This window comes from Mycobacterium sp. SA01 (assembly GCF_041287105.1).
In the GTDB taxonomy this organism is placed as follows: domain Bacteria; phylum Actinomycetota; class Actinomycetes; order Mycobacteriales; family Mycobacteriaceae; genus Mycobacterium.
The window spans coordinates 224320-246929 of the sequence record NZ_JBGGNO010000020.1 but is presented as its reverse complement, the minus strand read 5'-3'; the positions used below and the strand labels follow the sequence as shown (position 1 = coordinate 246929).

Genomic DNA, 22610 nt, shown 5'->3' with positions numbered 1-22610 from the left:
ACCAGCCGCGAAGACACTGTCGATACTGATGATCGCCGCTCTTCTCGGCGCGGGATGTGGTGGCCGGCCCCCGCAGCCCACGTCTACGACGCCTCCCCCGTCGGAGACTTACGGCGATGTCATCTCTAGCGAAGGGGCAACGGATCTCGATCCGTCACTGCAATCGGTCGTCGGCTGGGCACAGCGTTTCGTGTACATGTCTCGATCGGGGATCAACGACAACGGATCCCACGTCACTGCAATCTTGCTAGCCCCCAAGGTGGCTCCGCCAGAAGGAGGGTGGCGGATCGTCGCGTTCGGCCATCCCGCGAGCGGGACGCAGCCTGGCTGTGGACCGTCCACCTCGCCGACCCTGGGCAACTCGTCGGCCGTGGTGACGCAGCTGCTGCAAGCCGGCTACCCGGTGGTGGTGTCGGACTACCAGGGACTCGGTAGCCTCGACAAGATTCGGGATCGGAAGGATTTCGACTCCTACCATCCCTTCCTCGATTCGACGACCGTCGGCTACAACCTGATCGATTCGGTGCGCGCTGCACGCAAGCTGATGGAACAGGCCAAGAGTCCTGCTTCGACGTCCTGGCTCACCCTCGGAATCGGCCAAGGCGGGCAGGCAGCATGGGCCGCCAATGAACTCGCTGCGAACCAGGGCTGGAGCATGACATTGCTCGGCGCGGTCGCCATCTCCCCGGCAGCCGACATCACCGGCCTGGCCGACGCGGCCGAAGCGGGCACACTCAACAGCCAGCAACAACTCGACCTCCAAGCATTTCTCGCCGGTGTGAAGAATTCGTATTTCAACGATTTCAATCTCGACGACTACCGCAGCGGCATTGTCGCGCAGAAGTGGGACGCACTGCTGGCGTGTGATCCCGCAGGCCTTGCCGAGCGCGCCACGATTGCGAGTCAGATCACTCCCGACGACCTGAAACCGCACTCCCCCGCTGCCGCGACCACCCTCCAAGGCTTTCTGAAGAAGAGCAGCCTGCCCCAGGGTCCGACCCAGGCGCCGATGCTGGTGATCTACGGCGACCAGGATCCGGCGACACCAGCGGCGTGGACTGACGGCGCGCTAGATCGTGCCTGCAAAATGGGCGACATCATCACCATTCGTCGCCTACCCGGCGACGCCCCCGACCAGCTCGACATGGCGGAGGCGTTGGACTGGATGAACCAGCGAGTCAATTCCGTTCCGGCACCCAATGATTGCGAAGGCCGCACGTCGTGAGCTTGCTAACTGGTTGGGTGGTGATCGCCGCTCAAGTTGTCGCCGCAGCCGTGCTGTTGGCGGCGATCGGGCGCAGATCGCCACGGTGGCTTCGACTCTGGCTTCCCGTCGCGCTGATCGTGGGCGGCATCTGCGCCGGACTGACGTTCTGGTTCATCCACAACCAAGGTTTGTCCGAAGATCCCGCGCCCGCCACGTTCTGGGTGTGGATCGTCGGGCTTGGCACAGCCATCGTCGTGTTGATCTTCGGCTGGCGCGGCGCGGGGTGGCCGCGCAGGAGTGCGGCGATCGTGGCCGTTCCGCTCTGTCTGCTCTGCGTGGCGCTGGGGCTCAACACCTGGACCGGTTACTTCCCGACCGTGCAATCCGCCTGGGATCGGCTCACCGGAACCGAATCGCCGCGCTTCATCGACCAGGCGACCCTGGCCGACATGCAGCGCCAGGGGGCCCGGCCTACCCAGGGTGTCGTCGTCAAAGTGACGACTCCCGATACGGCGTCGGGCTTCCAACACCGTCAGGAGTACGTCTACCTTCCGCCGGCCTGGTTCGCGACCTCGCCCCCGCCCCAGCTCCCTGCGGTGATGATGTTCGGCGGGCAGTTCGGCCGGCCCGACGACTGGCTGCGGTCGGCCGATGCGCTCAAGACACTCGACGAGTTCACGGCACGGCACCACGGCAACGCGCCGGTGATGGTCTTTCCCGACGTGGGCGGGACGTTCAGCACCGACACCGAATGCGTCAACGGCCCCCGCGGCAACGCCGCCGATCACCTCATCAAAGATGTGGTTCCGTATGTGATTTCGACTTTCGGTGTGAGCCCCAAGGCGGAAAACTGGGGAGTCGCCGGATGGTCGTCGGGCGGCACCTGCGCCGTGATGCTCGCGGTCCTGCACCCGGATGTGTTCAGCGCGGTTGTGAGTGTGGACGGGCAACTGGGACCCAACGCCGGAACCCGTGAGCAGACCATCGCCCGGCTGTTCGGCGGCGACGAATCGGCTTGGGAGCAATTCGACCCAAGATCGGCCATCATCCGGCACGGTCCCTACACCGGGATGTCGGCATGGTTCTCGGTGTCGTCCGATACCAAACCGGAGTACCGGCCAGGCGAGCACTCCGACACCCCGCCCGCGACGCCTGCCGAATGGGATACCAACTCCGAAAACCACGCCGACATCGCACACGCCATGTGTTCGCTGATGAGCAGCTACGGCATCGAGTGCGCGGTGGTCGCCCACAAATCGTCCCATGATTTCCAGGGAGCGGGTCACGCCTTCGCCGACGTGCTGCCCTGGCTGGCAGGCAAGATCGGGACCCCCGGCGTCAAGCCGATCCCGATGCCCGGCGCCAGCTAGCTCGACGTTCAGACCACCGAAAGGCAGCCTTGGGCGATCGCCAGCTCCTCGTTGGTCGGAATCACCAGCACGGTCGTCGGTGACTTGTCGGCCGAGATCCGTCGCGCACCCCGGGCGGGGCTGTCGTTGAGGTGCTCGTCGAGTTCGATGCCGAGCGGCGCCAGCCCGGTCAACGCATCGCGCCGCACCTGTGCGTCGTTTTCACCCACACCAGCGGTGAACGTCACCACATCGGTGTGCCCCAGGACGGCCAGGTAGGCGCCGATGTACTTACGCAACCGGTGGATGTAGACCTCGTAGGCCAATTGCGCTGCCTCGTCGCCGGATTCGATCCGCTGATGCACCACCCGGAAGTCGATCTCACCGCCGAGGCCATACATTCCAGAGTGCCGATTGAGCATGGTCTCGATCTCTTCGACGCTCATACCCGCCGTCCGCCAGAGATAGATGAGAACGCCGGGGTCGATGTCGCCCGAGCGGGTCCCCATCACCAGCCCCTCCATCGGCGTGAGTCCCATCGAGGTGTCGACCGGCCGGCCGCCGGCAATGGCCGACGCCGACGCGCCGTTACCCAGGTGCAGCACGATCTGGTTGAGAGATTCGATCGGTGCGTCGAGGAACTGTGCGGCCTGTTGGCTGACGTACTGATGCGACGTCCCGTGAAAGCCGTAGCGGCGAATATCCCAGCGTTGCGCCAATTCCCGGTCCATCGCGTATGTGGCCGCAGCGGATGGCAGATCATGGAAGAACGCGGTGTCGAAGACCGCGATGTGTGGCAGGTCGGGCAACACTCGGCGGGCGACCTCGATACCGAGGACGGCCGGCGGGTTGTGCAGAGGAGCCAGCGCTGCGAGCTCCTTCAGCTTGGTGATCACCGCATCGTCGACGAGGGTGGGACGGTACAGCTCCTGGCCGCCGTGGACGACCCGATGCCCGACGGCGATGAGCCCCAGATCGTCCAAGTGCCGGCCGGATTCGGCGAACAGGTCGAACGTGGTGCGCAGCGCCGCCTCGTGATCGGCGATCCGGCCGTCACGGCGGGTCTCTTCACTGCCCCACTTCAATGTCGCGGTCGACGTCTCCTCACCGATCCGCTCGACGAGCCCAGATGCCAGCGATGTGCCGGTATCCGGTTGCACCAACTGGTATTTCAATGATGACGACCCGGAGTTGAGCACCAGAACGGTATCGGCCATCACAGCCCCTGCGCCTGGATCGCGGTGATCGCCACGGTGTTGACAATATCCTCGACGAGCGCGCCGCGGGACAAGTCGTTGACGGGTTTGTTGAGCCCTTGCAGCACCGGGCCGATCGCGATGGCACCGGCGCTGCGCTGGACCGCTTTATAGGTGTTGTTGCCGGTGTTGAGGTCGGGGAAGATCAGTACGGTCGCACTCCCGGCCACCTCGGAGCCGGGCATCTTGGCCGCGGCAACGGTCGGGTCGACGGCAGCGTCGTATTGAATCGGCCCCTCCACCAACAGCTCTGGCGCCCGCGATCGGACCAGCTCGGTGGCGGCCCTGACCTTCTCCACACCGCTGCCGCTGCCCGAGTCTCCGGTGGAGTACGACAGCATGGCCACTCGAGGATCGATACCGAACTGCGCGGCCGTGCGCGCCGAACTGATCGCGATGTCGGCGAGTTCCTCCGCGGTCGGATCCGGCACGATCGCGCAGTCGCCGTAGGCCAGCACCCGGTCGGACAGGCACATCAAGAAGATGCTCGAGACCGTCGAGACATCCGGTTGGGTTTTGATGATCTCGAAGGCCGGCCGAACAGTGTGCGCGGTGGTGTGCGCCGCGCCGGAAACCATCCCGTCGACGATTCCGTTGTGCACCAGCATTGTTCCGAAGTACGACACGTCGTGCATGATCTCGCGCGCTTGCTCCAGCGTGACGCCTTTCTTCTTGCGGAGCTCGGCGTACTGTTCGGCGAACTCGTCACACAGCTCACTGGTGCGCGGATCCATGACAATCGCTGCCGTCAGATCGACACCCAATTCTGCTGCGCGGGAACGCACTTGAGCCTCTTCGCCGAGGATGGTCAGATCGGCGACACCGCGCAGTAACAACCGTCCGGCCGCCCGCAGGATGCGGTCGTCGTCCCCCTCGGGCAGCACGATGCGCTTACGGTCAGCTCTGGCCCGCTCCATCAGCTGATAGGTGAACATCTGCGGGGTGGTCACCGTCGGGATGGGCAGGCTGAGCCGGTTCTGTAGCTCGTCGATGTCGACGAAGCGCTCCATCAGCGTGATCGCGGTGTCGATCTTGCGCTGCGATGTGGCGGTGACCCGCCCGCGCGTTCCTGCCACCGCGCTGGCCGTCTCGAAGGTGCCGAGCTCGGTGGCGATGATCGGTAACCGCAGACCGAGCCCGGTCACCAGTTCGGCGATCGAACGGTGCAGCGCCAGCCCGCCGTTGAGAATGACCGCCGACAGCGACGGGAACCCCTCGGCCGCATGCGCACTGGTGACGGCCAGGACCACGTCGGATCGATCGCCCGGCGTGATGACGGCCACGCCCTCGGTGAGGCGCTCCAGGCAGTGCTCAGCGGTCATGCCCGCCACCAGCACACCCATCACCTCGCGACCGAGCAGCGACCCGTCACCGTGCACCAGAATGCCGTCCACGGCGTGGCTCAGATCCGCGACGGTGGGCGCTACCAGAAGCGGCTCCTCCGGGATGACGTACACGCGTGGGCCCAGGTTCGCGCATGCGTCGGCCACCGCGCGGAGTCTGGCCGGGTCGGCGCGGTTGGCCACCACCGCGGCGGTGTGTGCGTGCTGCGCAGCCAGCTCGGCCAGGCACAGCGTGATGACCTCGGCGACCTCCGCCGGGGAGCGATCCCGGGCGCGCACCGACAGCAGCACCGGGGCTCCGAGGTTGGCCGCTATCCGCGCGTTGACACTCAGCTCGGTCGGGGTCGCCACGTCGGTGTAGTCAGATCCGACAATCACCACCGCATCGCAGCGGGCCGCCACCTCGTGATACCGGTCGACGATGTCCGCGATCGCGCCGTCCGGATCCGCGTGCAACCGCTGGTAGGTCACCCCGACGCATTCGTCGTATGTCAGGCCGGCGTTGCTGTGCGCCAGCAACAACTCCAGGATGTAGTCGCGGTTCTCCCGCCGGGTGATCGGACGGAACACTCCGGCCCTCGGCACCATCGCCGTCAACCGGTGCAGGATGCCGAGTGCGACGGTGGATTTCCCGGTGTCGCCTTCGGGGGAGGCTATGTAGATCGACGTGGTGGTGCGCGCGGCGGTCACGGTCTTCAGCATTGCGCATCCACTGCGGCTTCGTACCCGCCGCACCCTCCGCGCACAGCCCAAACGTGAGTTACACCACACTGGCCTGGGTTTATCAGCGATGTATCGAATGTTTGCTGTAATTGTTGACGACGTAACTTTTTCCTAGTTGTGCCCATGATTCATCAACTGCCCACATCTGCCGTAAGCGATCATGCAAACGCAAGTTAGCTGCTGCAACATCATTTGGACACCGGATGGATAGATGCCAAACATCGATGTGACGGCCACCGTCGGGCCGCGGCCAGTCACCGACACCGAACTGCCAGACGATATTTCGACTGACGCCCCGGACCGGCCAACCGGTCTCGGCGTGTTGACTCGTGGCACAGCGGTGGCACTGCTCTGCCTGGTCGCGTACGCATCCAGCTACGCACACAACTTCGCCGATGCGCTCGCCGGCTCGCGCGCCGCGTATCTGGTCGTGCTGCCTGTCCTGGCTCTTCTGATCGCCGCCGGGTACCGCAGCACCTCACCCGGGGTCGGCGACGGTGAATCGGACTGGATCGTGGCCACGTTGATCGGCATTCTCGGGCTGGCGGCCATCTATCTGTTGATCGGCCGGATGCCGACACTGTCGGCGTGGTGGCGCCTGGAGTCCCTGACGGTCCTGGTGTGGGCCGTGTGCTGTGTCGTCATCTTGTTCGGAATGCGTCATGCGCTGACGATGTGGTCGCTGTGGCTCTTCCTGGCTTGCGTCGCCACACCGGTGCCCTACCTGACAGCGACGGCCGCCTTGGGCGGGACCCCCACGGCCGGCGCCGTTGTCGCCGCCGCGATCGGTGCCGTCGCGGTTTACCTCGCCACCCGGACCCTGCCCACGCATCGTCGGGGAGCCGCCACAGCCATCAGCCTCGCGGCAAGCTCTCCCCTCGTATTCGGCTGCGCCTCCTGGTTTCTGCCAACGATCATCGTCGTCGCCGGAGTCATTCCCGCCCTGTCGGTGACGGGTGCACGGCTGGCGCCGAGCCGCCGATCCGCAGATCCCACCGAACACCCGATCAGCGCGGGGATGCCCCACCGTTCCGCGCGAACGGTGGGCTTGCTCGCCGTCGGCACGGCGATACTGGCCGTCGCGGGGTTGCACCCGCACGAGGCGGCAGCCCTGCGGACGGTCCCGACGGACTGGGCGGCACGAAGCGGGCTGTCCCCCGTGTCGTCCTATGACTTCGTCACCAAGTTCGCCGGGCCCGACTCCACACTGGTCCGGTATGCCGTGCCGGCAGCAAAAGGCATGCCGACCGCCGCGGTGGACGTGCTGTCAGCACCCAGCGAGGCCGTTCTGGACGACCTCGCCGATGTCATCTGGTATCCGACCACCCGGCCCGTGAGCTACCGGCCGGTGGCCGCCGCCAAGGGAATTCCGGCCGGCACCCGATCGCTGCATAGTGACGCCGACGCCGCAGCGGATGCCCGCGGCGTGGACTGGTATGCGTTGACCTGGACCGAACGCGCCGGCTCACGCTTCCAGCGGGTGACCGTGATCGTCAGCCAGTCACTGTCGGGTGATCAGGCACCGCCCGCACCTCAGCCGCCCGACGCGCTCGACGCGTCCGTGGGTTCGTGGCTGTGGCTGACGCGTCAGCGGCCGCAGGGCCTCGATCACGTCGATCCGCTGGTGAGTCAGCGCGCCGCCACGCTGGTGGCTGCGATCACCGGAGTTTCCGACACTGCCTACCCCGGAGGCCCCCGCAGACGTGACTGAAACCCTGCAACCCGCGAAACTGCATCCGCGGTTCTCGGCCCACAATCTCCTCGGTGCACGCACCCTGACCGCATGCGGTGTTGTGATCGCCGCCCTGATCACCGGCGGCGTCATGTTTCCTTACGCTGTCGCACCAACCTTGACCGCGCTGATCGCGGCGTTCTATCTGATGTCAAGCATCGACCGGAATTATCTTCTGCTGCGCGGGATTCGCTCATCGGCACTCATCCGGATCCCTGACGAAGAGGCGCGGGCCCTCACCGATGACGAGTTGCCGGTCTACACCGTCCTGCTGCCCGTCTATGACGAGCCCACCATCGTCGCCAATCTTCTGAACGGGGTGGGCCGCCTCGACTACCCCAGGGACAAGCTGGAAATCCTGCTGTTGGTCGAGGAAGACGATCTGCCGACCCAGATGGCCTTGCTCGACGCGAATCTCACGTCGATCAGGGTCATCATCGTTCCGCACAGCATGCCGAAGACGAAGCCGAAGGCCTGCAACTACGGCATGGCGACGCCTGGGCTTCACGGTGAACTGATGACCATCTACGACGCCGAGGACATCCCCGACCCACTACAGCTTCGTCGGGCCGTCGCCGCGTTTCGGCAGACCCCCGCCGAAGTCGGATGCTTGCAGGCCCGACTCGGCTATTTCAACGAGCGGCAGAATCTGCTGACCCGATTCTTCTCGTTGGAGTACGACCAATGGTTCGGCGTCGTGCTGCCCGCGGTGGAACGGGCCCGCTGCGTCGTGCCACTCGGCGGCACCTCCAATCACATGCGCGCCGACGTATGGCGCGAGATCGGTGGGTGGGACGAGTACAACGTGACCGAAGACGCCGATCTCGGTGTTCGGCTGGCCCGCTGCGGCTACCGAACCCGGATCCTGGACTCGGTGACGTTGGAAGAAGCGAATTCCGATGTGGTGAACTGGATTCGGCAACGCTCGCGCTGGTACAAGGGCTACTTGCAGACCATGCTCGTTCATCTGCGTAATCCCGCGGCACTGCGCAGAGAGATCGGGTTGAAGGGCACCTGGCGCCTCATCAACATGACCGGCGGTGTGCCGCTGACCGCCGCGTGCAATCTGCTGTTCTGGTTCATTCTGGCGACGTGGATGTTGGGCCGGCCCCACGCAGTCGAGGTCGTGTTCCCACCGATGACCTATTACGTGTGTCTGATTCTCCTCCTCATCGGCGCGCCGATGTCGATCTTCGTCGGCCTCATCGTCGCGCAGGCCTTGGGCAAACCGCACCTGTGGTGGGCGGCTGCGCTGGTCCCGCTCTACTGGTTCCTGCAATCGATCGCGGCGGTGAAGGCGCTCTACCAGCTGGTGACCAAACCGTGTTTCTGGGAGAAGACCGTCCACGGGCTGTCCCACACGCACACTGTTCCTGAGTCGACGGGAAACCTTTCGTGAGAGCATTTTTCGCCCGACTCGGCACCGTGGGTATGGTGTCGGTTCTGCTTGCCGCACCGATGCTGGGCAGCGCGCGCGCGCCGGCATCGGCAGACCCGGACGGTGACGTGGTCGAGGTGATCGCCACCGAACCCGCACCCGATCCCCCGCGGTTGATCGGGTGGCCCCAGCTGGGGTTGCCGGACAGGATCGATCTACTGGGAGCCAATCAACCCAGCGAGACCGCGATCCCGGTACCGGCCGGCACGGTGCCGACGACGCTCAGTGGCATCATCGGCGCGGTCGTCAACGTGGTCAGCGGACGGGTCGACGTTCTCGACGACCGCGGGATGGTGCTCGGCACCATCCCGGTGCCGGCCGACGCGACGACCGTACCGTTCGAAATCGACATCAGCCCAGCTCTCGTCGCCAACGGCATGGCCAAGCTGAGCTTCGTCATCCGTGACAACAACCAAAACGTCAACAATTGCACTCAGATACCGGCACTTTCGATCAGCCAGCTCGCCAGTTCGTTCGCCGGCCCGCCGACCGACCCGGCATCGGTGGCCGACTACCTGCCGAGCTTTCTGGACAAGATCCTGATCAATGTGGGCCCGAACCCGACCTACGTTCAGCAGCAGGCGGCACTGGACTTGGTGGCACGGCTGACCAAGAAGTACCGTCCGATGCCGGTCCGTATCGACGTCACCACCCTGGATATCGCACCCGCGCCGGAGCCCACCGTGCGGGTGATCGACATCCGTGACAACAGCCAGCCAGGGGTGATCGTCGAGAACGCCGGCACCCCGGCAGCCACGCTGGTGATCAGCGGCACCGGGCAGACCCTGGCTCGACAGGTGCAGCTATTCGTCGACCAGAGAACGAATTTGGCCCAGGCCCCGGCAGCCGTTGTGTTGTCGTCGAGGGATGACACCACGCTGTCGAGCAACACCAAGACCTTTGACCAGCTCGGCGTCAACGGCCAGGCGTCGGTCCTCGGGGTCACGACCATTTATGCCGGTTTCGACGTCAGCGCCTTTGGCGCGGGTCCGATCAGCAGCGCCAGCGTCCACCTGATGGCCAAGTACACCCCGGTCGGCAGCGGCCAGGCGTCGGTGTTGATCCGTTCGGGATCAACGGTTTTGGCCACCCACAGACTGGACAATTCGGGCACATTGGACATCACCGGCGTGATCCCTCCGGAGGAGATCGCGTCGAACGTCGGACTCGCGTTGGAGCTTCGCTACATTCCGCAGCAGGAGTGCGCTCCCCTCAATGACCGCATGACGTTCGCGTTGGACGGGCAGTCGACCGTCGCTGTCACGCCGGGTACCAATAACCGGGGCGGATTCCCGGTGCTGCCCATGGCATTCACCCCTGACTTCAACGTGGCACTCGACAGCCCCGAATACATCAGGTACGCCGCGCAGGCCATCAATCTGATGGCGCAGCAGACGTCGGTGACCTTGCGTCCGAAGGTGACGACCTTCGGACAAGCGGCCAGTTCCGGCACCGGATTGCTGGCTGTCACCAGCGGCGCCGCGATGTCCAAAGCAGGGATGAAGGCACCACTGGTTCCCAACGGAGCAAGCGACGTCGGCGTCAACGGCGACCCCACCACGGATCTCAACATCAACGGCCAGGTCGGCGCCATTCAGGCGTTCACCTCCAACAACCGTACGGTGCTGGCCATCTCGGCTACCGGCGACTGGTCGCTGGTCGACGCGTCGTTCGACTACATCCGCGGCCTGCCGAGTCGTTGGGCCTCAGTGGTCGGTGATGTGGTCGCGACCGGACCGCAGGGCCGCACGGTGAACATGTCCATCAACGAGGGCGGCCCGATGGCTCGCCAGCCCCATCCCAGCCCGGCCTGGAAATGGTGGGCGTGGCTCAGTCTCGGCATCGGCGTCGCCGCGATCGTCATCGCCGCGACAGTTCTGGTGATCCGGCTACGCAGGCGCACCCCCACCAGCCCTGAGCTGTGACCACAGTTGTAGTCGCGCCGATCCAGGCCGACCCCGACCAGTCCGCGCCGAGGAGGCCGCGCTGGCCGGGGTTGCTGCTCTTCACCGCTCTCACGGCGCTCTACTGTGTGATCGGCACCGTTCTGGTGCTGCGGTACAACATCTTCGAACCGGATGCGCCCAACCGGGTGGCCAACGCCGGCTTTGCAATCTATGCACGCGATCCACACCTGTCGGCCATCGGGTTCGTCTGGAATCCGCTGCCCAGCATGGTCGACATACCCTTCGTTGCACTGAGCCACTGGTGGCCCGCGCTGAAGTACTACGGAATCGCCGGAGTCATCCAGAGTTCGCTATTCATGGCCGGTGCCGCCCTGATGGTCCGGGGTATCGCGCTCGACCGCGGGCTCCCGACGGGGTGGCGGTGGGTCGCGGTCGGCGCTGTGGCCCTGCACCCGATGATCATCCTGTACGGCGGCTCTGGTCTGAGCGAGGCCGCTGAAATGTTCTGCCTGGTGTGGGCTGTACGTCACCTGATGCGGTGGTGCGACGGCGAGCGGGTCGGCGACCTGGCCTGGGCCGGCATCGCCTTGGGCTGTGGATATCTCACCCGCTACGAGGTGGTCCCGGCAGCCGCCGGTGCCGCACTGTTGGTGGGTGTGGTCACCTGGCACCGCTCACGCGATTCCGACCGCCTCCAGTCCACGGTCCTCAACCTGGGCATCATCGGATTCCCGATCGCCGTTACCATCATCATCTGGGCAGTCACCGGCTGGATCATCAACGGGGAACTGTTCGCCACCTTCTCCTCGCAGTACGGCAACAGCAGCCAGGTGGCCCAGCGGTTGGCGCATGTCGGGCGCGGTGACCCCGGTTCCGGATGGCTGGTCGTCGCCTCACGCCTCTTCGGCATGCAACCTCTGACCGGGATCGCCGTTGCGATGGCGGTGCTGGTCGCAGTGTTCCGCAGACAGGTCAGCGCCGTCGTCCCGGTGGCAGTCCTAGGCGCCACCCTGACCTTCGCCGCAGTGGCACAACACCTTTCGATGACTTTCGGCTGGTTCCGCTTTTATCTGCTGGCTATCCCGATGGTGGTCTGCATCGCCGTTGCCTGTTGGGCGTCGGCACGGCCGGGAGCTGCCCGCAGCACGGCGGACATGCGTTCCACCCAAGCCGCTGCCGCCTTGCTCACCGCGTCGGTGGTGGTGGCGATCCCGGTGACGACGCCGCTGGTCGTCAACGAGGACATCGCATACGGGCAGCTGGAATCCAGCTTCATCTCTCTCGTCGATCCGGTCGGCCATCCGCCGGAGAAGCAGTCCGCACGCAGGCGCCTGGTCAGTGAGCGACAACTGGCCGCCTGGCTCGACGCGAAAAAGCTTCCGGACGGCGCGGTGTTGATGGACACCTTTTTGGCATGGGGGGTCTGGCTGTCCTCGGACCACCCGAAACAGTTCGTCATCACCAGTGACTACGATTTCTCAGCCGCCTTGAATCGCCCGTGGGACATGGGAATCCGCTACATCGTGGCGACCAATCCCCGGCTCAACATCCCCGACGCGATCAACCGCCGATACCCGGACCTGTGGTCTACCGGTGCGGGTATCGCCAGACTGATCTATTCGGCGGACGGCGTGACCAGCGACGAGATGTTCCGCGTCTACGAGGTGATCGGCAAGCCCATCGATCCGGTCAGCACGCCCGGAGCACCCCTACCGGTCTCCGCCGTCGAGCCCGTCAAACCACCGCGCTGAGACACACCTCACTGCGGCAAACCACCGCCGCAGTCTCGGCGCCAATCCGCGAAAGCGTCGTGAAGTGAATACTGAGCGGTGAATCCGATATCGGCGAGACGCTCCGAGCTGATGTTGGTGTCGAACTGCAATTTCTGAATACGCCTGGGATGCAGGCCGAAACGCGCCCCCGTCGGATCGACCACCGCGAACGGTGAGGCGGCCGCCAGGGCGAAACGATACGGAACAGTTCGCGGGTGGCGGTCCCATCCCCAGGCCGCATTGATGGCGTCGACGTGATCGTGGATCGTGGTCGGCTGCGGATAGACGGCGTGGTAGGTATCGTGCGGCCCGTCGTCTTCGGTGAGCAGGACGAGCAGCCGAACCATATCCTTCAGGTAGATACAGCTTTTCACCGTGTCATCGCGACCGATGTACGCGAAGCGCCCTTTACTCAGGCCGCGGATCAGCCGCCGCATATTGCCTGTGTCGCCAGGGCCGAACACCACACCTGGACGCACGATGCGCAGGCGCCGTCCTGGTTTCGCGGCCTGCCACGTCCGCAAGATCTCCTCTGCCTGCAGCTTGCTGGCGCCATAAGCGGTGTTGGCGTCGCCGAAATCACTCTCGCTTCGACGCCAGGGACCGGCAGCGAAGGCCATCATCGAACTGGTGAAAACGATGTTCTGCACGCCCGCTTCATCGGCGGCCCGGCACAGCCGGCGCGTCGCCTCGGCGTTGTTGGCGAAGTAGTCCCGCCACGGAAATCCGGGTTCCTTGGACAGCGCGGCAAGGTGCACGATCGTCGGTGGGCATGGCCGAGGTAGGTCAGCTGCGGTGATGGTGGTCAGGTCCAGACGCAACGAGTCGGCGCCCGGCTCGGCGGCACGGTCGATCCCGATGACGGGGCGGCCCATCTCCCGCAGGCGCGACACCAGCGCACTGCCGATGAAACCCGCACTGCCCGTGACTATTACCGCATTGTCAGCCGTCATCGTAGAACCGATCCGAACAGTGTGGTCATGCATCGACCTTTGGTCACCAGCATGGAATCATTCGCCTTCGCATCGCTTGACAACTCAACTTTCAGGATCCGACTTCAACGTTAGGACGGCTAACCCGGCCCTTCCGGCCAGATATCGAAAGCGCTCGCTGGCTTCACTTTTCACGCGAAGAAGGCCATTCAGGCATACCGCATTGCGGGCCGAGTCGTCGCCCACGAAGGGACTCCAAGTGATCGCCCAACGCTCACCCCCAAGACTGGCCCCAGTGCGAAGCGGAGCATATCACCGGCCCATCGCCGCGAGCACCGAAAGCACCCGATACGAACCGCGCACAGACAGCGCCGGCGTCGCTGCATGATGACCTCGTTCAGTGCAGACGGTGGTGGACGATTGGTTCTCCACACCTTCGTGACGGCTCTACGCGCTGGAAGCATTTGGGCACCAGGATATTTCACAGTGCCAACCCGCCGGATAAGCCTGCCGCCGACGCTTGGCGAAGAACGACCACCCGCAAATTCCTTAGCCGCGCAAACCAGGACCAAAACGCGCCGAGCGCTGGACCGAACTGGCCAGCCAGAAGCCGTGCCGCGACCCTCACCACTGCTGAACCGCAGACCGTTCGTAGCAACCCTGACGGCGGCACACCGGACAAAAGATTGCGCCAGACCCGGCTGTGCTCATAGCCTACGGAGATGTATCCGCGGTGGCGACGGGGCGTTTCGCCGGACATACGGGGGCTGGGTGTTAGGGCGGATTGAACTCCCAGGATCGCAGCTGGCCGTGAGCGTGGTCGGCTTCGGATGCGGTGGATTGATGCAATCGCCCTCCCACAAGGAGCGGATGGCCGTTCTGGGCAGCGCAGTCGACAGCGGGATGACCCATTTCGACACCGCGCGTATGTACGGACTAGGGATGGCGGAAGCTGAGCTCGGCGCGTTCTTGCGCACCATCGACCGAGATAGCGTCACCATCGGCACCAAGTTCGGCATTGAGATCGGCGGCATGTCCAGCCGGCTCGCCCGGTTTCAGGCTCCGGCACGAGCGCTTCTACGAAAAGCGCCCGCTCTGCGGGCGGCCGTCAAGAGCCGCCAGGCGCCGGCCCCGATCCCTCGCGCGTATGACGCGACCGTGGCCGCCCGCAGCCTCGACCAAAGCCTCGCAGCGCTGGGCGTCGATTACGTGGACATTCTGTTCGTGCACGGCCCGCGGCAGATGGACGCCGTCGCCACCGATGAGCTCCGCGAGTTCTTCGAGGCCGCTCGTCAGCAGGGCAAGATCCGTGCCTGGGGGGTGTCTCAGGACGAGGACCTCGACGTCGATTTCGCCGGGCCGTTCGGGCCCGAAGCGGTGAACCAGCTTCGCAGCGACGTCCTGCATCCCGCGCCGCGCCCGGCGGATATCGCGTTCGGTGTTTTGAACCGGCCGCTGGCGATGATTTCCGCCTCGTTGCGGGCCGATACCCGGATGGCGGACCACTGGCGCGACGCCCTGCAGGTCGATCCGCTCGCTCCCGGGGTGCTGGCGAAGCTCATCCTCGGATCGGCCACCAGCGCAACGGATTCCCGCGCGATTCTCTACAGCACCACAGATCCTGCGCGCGTCACCGAAGCGGCTAACGCCGTCGCCTCACCGTACGACGCCGAGACGTTGGCCCGGTTTCTCGAACTCGCCGAGGAGTTCCGGCAAAGCGGCCGGATGGTTCGCAGGACCGAGGATTTCACTGCGGGCACGACGATCAAGACGGACGTCGTTGTCGTCGGCGCCGGCCCGATCGGTATCTCGACCGCGCTGGAGCTCGCGAAATCGGGTGTCGAGGTGGCACTCATCGAAAGCGGCCTGGAACGCACCGATGACACCGCCCAGAAGTTGGCGTCGTTCGACTCGCGTCAAGACGACGTCTTCCATGCCCGTAGCGATTTGACCGTCCGCCGTGCGCTGGGCGGTGCGTCCGCTTTATGGGGCGGCCGGTGCGTTGCGTTCGACCCGATCGACTTCGAGGACAGGCCGCTGACCGCGATGGCGCCGTGGCCGATCACCTCTGCCGACGTCGAGCCCTATATGCAACGCGCCTGTGACTGGGCGCAATGCGGCCAGGCCGCCTTCAACGCGCGCGACGTTCCCGAACTCGCCCACCGCGACTTGGTCGCCGGGCTTCCTGACGGTGACGTACGTACGACCGACCTCGAAAGGTGGGCGTTGCCCACACGCTTCGGGCGTGAGTACCGGGATGCCCTGCACGACGCTCCCTCACTGACCCTGTGGACCGGGTTGACATGCACCGAGATCGTGACCGCAGAGACCGGCGACGTCGTCGACCACCTCGTCGTCAAGACACTCGACGGCAAGGCGGGCAAGGTCGTCGCGAACGACTACGTGATCGCGACCGGCGGCGTGGAGGCGACCCGGCTGCTGCTGGCATCAGACCGGCATCATCCGGCAGGCCTGGGCAACGCAGGTGGGCACCTCGGACGTTGGTACATGGCACATGTCGAGGGCCGATTCGCGCGCGTGAAATTCAACACCGACGACGTCATCTACGAGCACGAGCGCGACCGCGACGGTGTCTATGTCCGTCGACGGTTCACGGTCAGCCCCCAGCTGCAGCGCGAGCTTGGAATACCCAATGCCGCAACCTGGTTGGTCAACCCACCGATCAGCGACCCGGGCCACGGCAGTGGGATTCTTTCAGGGGTCTACCTGACCCTGATCTCCCCGGTCGGCCGTTTCCTGCTCGCGGAGGCGATTCGGGAGGCGCACACCAAGACAGAGGGCCGACCGCAGATCCTCGCACACGCGCGCAACATCGTTCGGGACCTGATTCCGTCGATTCGGTTCGCCGTGACGTTCTCCTACGCCCGTCTGATCCGCAAGGGCCGCAAGGCCCCGGGCTTCTTCATCAAGAGCGCCGATAACCGGTACCTGCTTCACTACCACGGCGAACATCTCCCACATTGGGAAAGCCGGGTCGAACTCACCGATGAGCGCGACGCGCTCGGGATGCGGAAGGTCCGGACGCATATGCACTTCTCGGACGCCGACTACGAGAGTGCGCATAAAGCAATCGATCTCATCGATGCCCACTTGCGCGCCAGCGGCGCGGGAAATGTGGAGTGGCTCACCGACAATCCCGAGGCTTCGGTTCGAGAGTTCATGCACGGGTTCGCCGGTTACCACCAAGCGGGGACCACGCGGATGTCGGAGACTCCTGAGGGTGGCGTCGTGGACTCCGACCTTCAAGTCCACGGGGTTCGCGGGCTTTACGTCGCCAGCACTTCCGTGCTTCCCACTTCGAGTCAGGCCAACCCGACACTGGTCGGGATTGCGCTCGGAGTCCGGTTGGCTGACCATCTCGCCGATGCTCGGGCCGTCGGCGGAAGCTAGCTGATCACCAGCTTCCCCGACCGACTATTCGTCGACGTCAACAGGTTTGGGCCGACGTAGACCCAGGATCACGGCCAAGATCGCGATGACCGCGAGCACGCCGCCACCGATAAGGCCGTATTTGAGCCACGAACCAGAACTACCGCTGGACTGTGCCTGCTCGACCTGGTCGCCGGTTGCCCGGATCGCAACATTGGTCGGCGTGCCCGCCGCCCCGGCGGCAAACACATCCCCGGTCAGCCCCACCCAGTTGCGGTCCGATCCGTCTATATAGCTGAACAGCGGGCCCAACAGGCTCCAGCTGCCAGTCGTCGTGACGAGGATGACGGAACGGTCACGTTGCGGATCGGCGAAAGCCTGAATGGATCCAAGGCCACCGTCCATGTTGACGTGCAACTCGGTCGGCAGCCCGAAAGTCACCCTCGGACCCTCACCGCTGATCGGCGGGTTCAGTGCGGACTGTTTGATGGCGTTGGAACTGGCCACAATCAGTGCTCCCGCGCTGCCGTCGACGGCGGCCTGGAGACTGACAATCTGTGGCGTTAGGGCGGCCTTTGTAAGGCGCGAAACCACAGCCACGATGCTGGCGGCGTAGCTCAGCTGACCAGGATCACTTCCATCAAGCGCCACCATGAATTTGGGGCTGAACTCCGACGGAAATGCGGTGAAGCCGCCAAGCGGGGCGCCACCCCTGTGCATGGTTAGGGTGGATCGTGGATCGATCTGAAATGTCATGGGCGCCACCAGTGGTGAACAGTCCTGCGCCGGAGTATCAGTGAGCGTGAACTGAAGATTGATATACCGCTGGTCGAGAATCCGACTATCAAGGTTGAACGTCGTGTCCAGGCGTCCGGTGCCGTCGAGCGTGCCCCGATAGACGATGACGTTGTTGGAACGGATCATCACCGTTGATGCGTCACCTTGGTGGACAGGCGTGTAATCCGCGAGCAAATGGACCTGAACCCCGTCGAATCTGGGGCCCAACGATGCGCGGTCAGAACCGACCTCGAAAGTGCTCGTCTCAAAAAAAGTGGCTTGCCCGTTGATGTTCAAATCCTTGAACGTGAGCGTGTCTCCGCGCTTAACCGTGTCGGACCCGGCTTGGGTGACGGTGGCCGCCGGCACCTGCGCCAGTGGTTGCAGCTCGGTGGTAAGCAACGACACTTGTGCCGAGAGTTGGTCGCCGTCACCGGAAATCCGAAGATAAGCGCTTGGCGCCCCGGGATTTTCGACGCTCAAACCGGGTTGGCCAGTCTCTACGACAACCGCACGATCCATGCCGAGGGCCGGCGGCGGTTGCGCGCCACGCGGTTGGCTGACGACCGTAATCGCCAGCGGCCGGGGCGCGTAAATTCGCGCCAAGGTCGACACCAGCGTCAACACCGCCTGCTGCTCGGCGGAGTTGGCATCGGTTGCCGCATAGATTGTCACCCGTCCGAGCACTGAGGGGAAAAAGCTCGCGATCGTGTCGACTGGAGGGTTCGTCCCAGTGAATTCTGTTGTCAGATCACTGATCGTCAATCTCTGGAGGGGGGCACACGCGCGGTCAATGGTGTCGCGTACGCGAATTACGAACGACAGGTCGATCGACGAACCTTGCACACGGGCCGCCGAAATGTCGACATCGAAAGGTGTCGCGGCTTGAGCAGTAGCCGCAGCCGACAAATCGACTGAGGCCAGAAATTTGCCGTCGCCGTCATCGATCTCGAGGTAACCGGCAGTGACATTCTCCGGCATGCCAATCATTCCCCTCAGCCGCGAGGCAGTCATCCCTGCGGGCAGCGGAACGGTCACGGGTGTCCTGGCCCGCCCGTACAGCTCTACCGTTGATTGCAATCCGAGGGCCGGCCAAGACAACACATTGGCTTCGACCGCAGCCGGCGCGTCGGCCGTGTCGCCAGGCGCCGCATAGGCCGAGCCGGCGGATGGCCCGAATAGCGTTGCCGACAGAACCAGCACAATCGCCCAGGCCAGCGCGCGCTTCGCGGCGAAGCGGTTCATCAGACAGCCTTGATGGGGGGATCTACATGCACGAAAGTGCCCTGCCTCCGTGGCTGCTGCGGAACCGGGAACCAGACTGAACCGATCGAATGCACGCTGTTCTACTTTCGAGTCTGAAATTGAGGTAATTCCCAACAGCTGAGAGGGACAGGCCTCAGCAGGGTTAGGATCATATCCCGTTTGCCACATGTCAAGGTGCGCGCGAAACACCCGCTGAATCGAACTGTTCAGCAGTCGGCGCAGACGCCGCGATACCTCCGACGCTTTATTGCCGGGCCGATTGGACCCGCCACTGCTGCAAGGACTACCGGAAGCGGCCACAATATTTGGCGTGATGGGTAAGTCCAGGCACCCCATCGTGATGCTCCGCGCTATTCTCAGCGAGGAGCAGGCACGTCTAACGGGCTGGCTCGCCCCTTAAGTGCCGACAAGTTTGGTGGAATGTGGACCTTCGTAGCTACTGCCGTGTGTTAGTGCGACGCTGGCCGGTACTCGTGTCCGTGTTCTTCTTGGTCGGTGCGGCGGTGGCGGGGGTGGGATTCCTCGTGCCGGAGACCTACACCGCCAACGCTCGAATAGTGTTCGCGCCCAACTTATCCGTGGACACGGAGATGCAGACCCGCCAAGTTGCCGAGTTGTATCTGGCCGACCGTATGAAGACGTACGCACAGGTCGTAACCACCAACCAGGTTCTTCAGCCGGTCATCGACTCGCTCAACCTGGGTGTCACTGTGCCCGACCTGGTCAAACGGACAGAGGTCACGATCCCGGCCGGCACGCAAGTGATCGACGTGGCGGTGACGGCGCCGACGGGTGAGGAAGCCGCCGCCACAGCTAACCGCATCGCAAATGCAGTGCCGTTCGCCATAGCCGGCCTCGAAGGCGCGGCTTCGGTCGCTGCGTCGCCGATCCAAGTCTCCATGCTGCAGCCCGCCCACATACCTACGTTCCACACGACCCCGAACATCACGTTGAACCTCATCGTCGCGGTTGGGTTGGGGTTGCTCGCCGCGATACTCGCTGCGGTCCTCGTGGACAACTTCGACACCAGGGTGCGAAGGCGCCGTGACGTCACCGCGTTGGGCGCCGCCTACCTTGGCGGGATTCCGGCGGGACGCCGCGCCAAAGCCAAAGATTCATCGCAGTACTCGGCGGAAACTCCCGACCGCCAGGCGACATTCCGTCGGATCGCCATCGACGTTCTACATGCCGTAGACGGGCCGCCCACCCGTCTGATGTTCACCTCTCCGCGGGTGGGTGAAGACAAGACGATGGTGGCAGCCAACATCGCCGGCGCGCTTGCCGAGGCAGGCAATCATGTCGCCTTCATTGACGCGGACGTGCGGGGCCGTCGTCTGGCTGCTCAGGTCGGCATCAGGCAGTCGCCGGGAATCACCGACCTGGTCTCCGGCCGCAATGAGCTGGACGAATCGTTGTTCGAATCGACGTGGCGGGGGTTCACCGTCATCCCCTGCGGCGGCAGCGCCATCGATGCCGGCGAGATGCTCGCCAGCGAGAAATTTGGCGACGTGATGAGAGATCTCGCCGGCTATTTCGATGTGGTCATCGTCGACGCCCCGCCGATCACGAATTTGAGCGAGGCATCCCTCTTCACTGCGAACATCAAGGACGTCGTCGTCGTCGCCGAGGCGGTGAATACGCGGCGTGCAGAGTTCCTGCTTGCCACCAACTCCCTGCGACAGGCCGGTGCGAAAATCCTGGGTGTTGTGTTGTCGCGAGTTCGCAAGGATGAGCAGTCGGCGCCCGCTGAAGAGAAGGACCGAAACGATGAGGCGACATCCGATCGAGGATGACTGGCAGATGAGTTCGGCGGGCAGCGGGCGAGCGGGACACTGGCCATCCGCGATATCGCGGCCACAGGCATTGACGGCGGAATGAGCGGCGATGCCGCGACCGATAGTCACCCGCTATGCACGCTTCACCATTTCAGAAATAAGCGAGCCAGAGGTCATCCAGGCGATCTTGACGCGTAGTGCCCCTCTAACTGCGGGAGCGCCCCACCTGGTTGTGACACCCAACATGAATCACGTTGCGCGGCTTCAATCCTCAGCCGAGTTGGGATCGATCTACGAACGCGCCGAGCTCATTCTGGCCGACGGCTGGCCGGTAGTGCGGCTCGCGAGAAGCCTCGGTGCGGGGATTTCGGGCCGCTCCACCGGAAGTGGCATCACAAACACCTTGGCGCACACCTACGGCGGGGGCCATCGCGTTTTCCTCGTCGGCGGCTCGACGCCGGCGTCGCTCGACGCGGCGTCGGCGGTCTTCCGTGAAAACGGTTGGCTCGTCGAGTCGGAACAAGCCCCTATGGGTTGGCTTGGCTTGGCCGACAATGTGCGTGAGCTTGCCGCGCGGGTCGCCGCCTTCGACGCCGATCTCGTGCTGATCGGCGTCGGCTCTCCGCTACAGGAGCGGGTTGCCGTCAGTCTGCTGGGCGCGGACGGGGTGACCGCGGTGCTGATGGGTGTCGGCGCTTCCATCGACTTCATCGCCGGCGAGACGGCCCGCCGCGCGCCGAAATGGATGCAGCGCCTCGGGATCGAATGGTTCCACCGGATTCTGACCGATCCCGGCCGACTCCTGAAGCGTTATGTCGGTGACGTGGTTCCGTTTCTGCGGGTTGTCCGGCAATCTCATGCCAGCACAGAAAAACGGGGGGAATATCTATGACTCTGTTGATCGTCACACCGATGTACAACGAGGTCGACAACGTGGCGGGCCTCCTCGAGTGCCTCAAGGCGCAGCGATTCCGGGACTTCGATTGGGTAGTGGTCGATGACGGCAGCACCGATGGCACCGCCGACCGTCTTGCGCAACTCGATACCGACAAGTTCGCCACAATCCTGTCGAAGAAGAACGACGGCGGACTGATCTCAGGGTCGGAGTTCAGGTCGTGGCGCTTCGGCGTCGAAAGGGCGCTACCCCAGAAACCCTATTCGCACGTGATGAAGCTGGACGCCGACGCGCGACTGGCCCCGGATTACCTCGAACGGATCGTGCCGCTTGCGAGCGGTCGTGTCGGCATAGCAGGCGGCGTCATTGCGACGAGGGGTATGGCCGAGCAGAAGTTCCACGTGCCGGGCGCGGTCAAGCTGTACACGATCGAGGCCTATCGGGCGACCGAGTCGCTGGCCACGGCACATGGCTTCGATGCGATCGACGAGATCGCGGTCAGCTACCACACGGGTTTGGAAACCCGCGTGGACACCGGAGCTCATTTCGAGCTGACGCGCGCTATCGGCGCGAGCGCAGGAGAGATCCAGGGGCGGTACCGCAATGGCCGGACGAGTCGGTGGATCGGCTACGACTTCACGTATTTCCTCGTGCATTGCGCCCGCTACATTGCGCGACGTCCCTACGTGATCGGCGCGCTCGCGCTGCTGTGGGGCTACCTCACTGCGGGCCCGGGGCCGTTCGCGCCGGAATTGAAGAAGGCGCACGCCCGGATGCAGCGCGAGAAGCTCGGGCGAGCAATCCGCAACCCGCTGGGCTTCTGGCGCGAGGCCTACAAGGTCTGAACC

Annotated in this window: 14 protein-coding genes and 1 pseudogene; 11 read left to right on the top strand and 4 right to left on the bottom strand. The window is 64.4% G+C overall.

Going from position 1 to position 22610, the window contains the following annotated elements; genetic code table 11:
- Positions 1-28 precede the first annotated feature (28 nt).
- Both AB4879_RS20300 and AB4879_RS20295 read left to right on the top strand, forming a co-directional pair.
- On the top strand, positions 29-1225 hold the full coding sequence (locus AB4879_RS20300) for a lipase family protein (protein WP_370509030.1): 1197 nt from the start codon (positions 29-31) through the stop codon (positions 1223-1225).
- The gene (locus AB4879_RS20295) at positions 1222-2577 is read left to right on the top strand and encodes an alpha/beta hydrolase (RefSeq protein ID WP_370509028.1); all 1356 of its coding nucleotides are present in this window, start codon (positions 1222-1224) and stop codon (positions 2575-2577) included. The genes AB4879_RS20300 and AB4879_RS20295 overlap by 4 nt, the downstream gene beginning before the upstream one ends.
- 8 nt (positions 2578-2585) lie before the next feature.
- On the opposite strand, the gene AB4879_RS20290 is transcribed toward AB4879_RS20295, so the two are convergent.
- Positions 2586-3773 carry an acetate kinase gene (locus AB4879_RS20290; protein ID WP_370509027.1) on the bottom strand — a complete coding sequence of 396 codons (1188 nt, stop codon included), beginning with the start codon at positions 3771-3773 and terminating at the stop codon, positions 2586-2588.
- Entirely contained in the window at positions 3773-5857 is a 2085-nt protein-coding gene (gene pta / locus AB4879_RS20285; RefSeq protein WP_370509026.1) for a phosphate acetyltransferase, read from the bottom strand. The genes AB4879_RS20290 and pta overlap by 1 nt, the downstream gene beginning before the upstream one ends.
- A gap of 232 nt (positions 5858-6089) precedes the next feature.
- On the opposite strand from pta, the gene AB4879_RS20280 reads away from it, so the two are divergent.
- The 4 genes from AB4879_RS20280 to AB4879_RS20265 are packed head-to-tail and all read left to right on the top strand — an operon-like array spanning position 6090 to position 12706.
- On the top strand, positions 6090-7589 hold the full coding sequence (locus tag AB4879_RS20280) for a hypothetical protein (RefSeq protein WP_370509025.1): 1500 nt from the start codon (positions 6090-6092) through the stop codon (positions 7587-7589).
- Complete coding sequence (locus AB4879_RS20275) at positions 7582-9009, top strand: glycosyltransferase family 2 protein (RefSeq protein ID WP_370509024.1); 1428 nt, start codon at positions 7582-7584, stop codon at positions 9007-9009. The genes AB4879_RS20280 and AB4879_RS20275 overlap by 8 nt, the downstream gene beginning before the upstream one ends.
- A 32-nt stretch (positions 9010-9041) precedes the next feature.
- On the top strand, positions 9042-10973 hold the full coding sequence (locus tag AB4879_RS20270; protein ID WP_370509532.1) for a hypothetical protein: 1932 nt from the start codon (positions 9042-9044) through the stop codon (positions 10971-10973).
- Positions 10970-12706 (top strand): hypothetical protein, encoded by a 1737-nt coding sequence (locus tag AB4879_RS20265; protein WP_370509023.1) that lies wholly within the window; start codon positions 10970-10972, stop codon positions 12704-12706. Before AB4879_RS20270 ends, AB4879_RS20265 begins: the two co-directional genes overlap by 4 nt.
- An 8-nt stretch (positions 12707-12714) precedes the next feature.
- Here the strand turns inward: AB4879_RS20265 and AB4879_RS20260 are convergent, their stop codons facing one another.
- On the bottom strand, positions 12715-13680 hold the full coding sequence (locus AB4879_RS20260; RefSeq protein ID WP_370509022.1) for an NAD-dependent epimerase/dehydratase family protein: 966 nt from the start codon (positions 13678-13680) through the stop codon (positions 12715-12717).
- A gap of 783 nt (positions 13681-14463) precedes the next feature.
- Between AB4879_RS20260 and AB4879_RS20255 the strand changes: the two are divergent.
- Positions 14464-15375 (top strand): annotated as a pseudogene (locus AB4879_RS20255) (aldo/keto reductase); the annotation flags it as partial.
- A gap of 9 nt (positions 15376-15384) precedes the next feature.
- Positions 15385-17070, top strand: a complete 1686-nt coding sequence (locus tag AB4879_RS20250) for an FAD-dependent oxidoreductase (RefSeq protein WP_370509531.1) — start codon at positions 15385-15387, stop codon at positions 17068-17070.
- Between the two features lie 24 nt (positions 17071-17094).
- Here AB4879_RS20250 and AB4879_RS20245 read toward each other — a convergent pair whose 3' ends face one another.
- Positions 17095-19071 (bottom strand): hypothetical protein, encoded by a 1977-nt coding sequence (locus AB4879_RS20245; RefSeq protein WP_370509021.1) that lies wholly within the window; start codon positions 19069-19071, stop codon positions 17095-17097.
- A 443-nt stretch (positions 19072-19514) separates the two neighbouring features.
- Between AB4879_RS20245 and AB4879_RS20240 the strand changes: the two genes are divergently transcribed.
- The 3 genes from AB4879_RS20240 to AB4879_RS20230 all read left to right on the top strand — a co-directional run bounded on the left by AB4879_RS20240 (position 19515) and on the right by AB4879_RS20230 (position 22607).
- Positions 19515-20885 (top strand): polysaccharide biosynthesis tyrosine autokinase, encoded by a 1371-nt coding sequence (locus tag AB4879_RS20240; RefSeq protein WP_370509020.1) that lies wholly within the window; start codon positions 19515-19517, stop codon positions 20883-20885.
- A 262-nt stretch (positions 20886-21147) separates the two neighbouring features.
- Entirely contained in the window at positions 21148-21759 is a 612-nt protein-coding gene (locus AB4879_RS20235; protein ID WP_370509019.1) for a WecB/TagA/CpsF family glycosyltransferase, read from the top strand.
- Positions 21756-22607 carry a glycosyltransferase family 2 protein gene (locus tag AB4879_RS20230; RefSeq protein WP_370509018.1) on the top strand — a complete coding sequence of 284 codons (852 nt, stop codon included), beginning with the start codon at positions 21756-21758 and terminating at the stop codon, positions 22605-22607. Before AB4879_RS20235 ends, AB4879_RS20230 begins: the two co-directional genes overlap by 4 nt.
- The last annotated feature ends 3 nt before the right edge of the window (positions 22608-22610 follow it).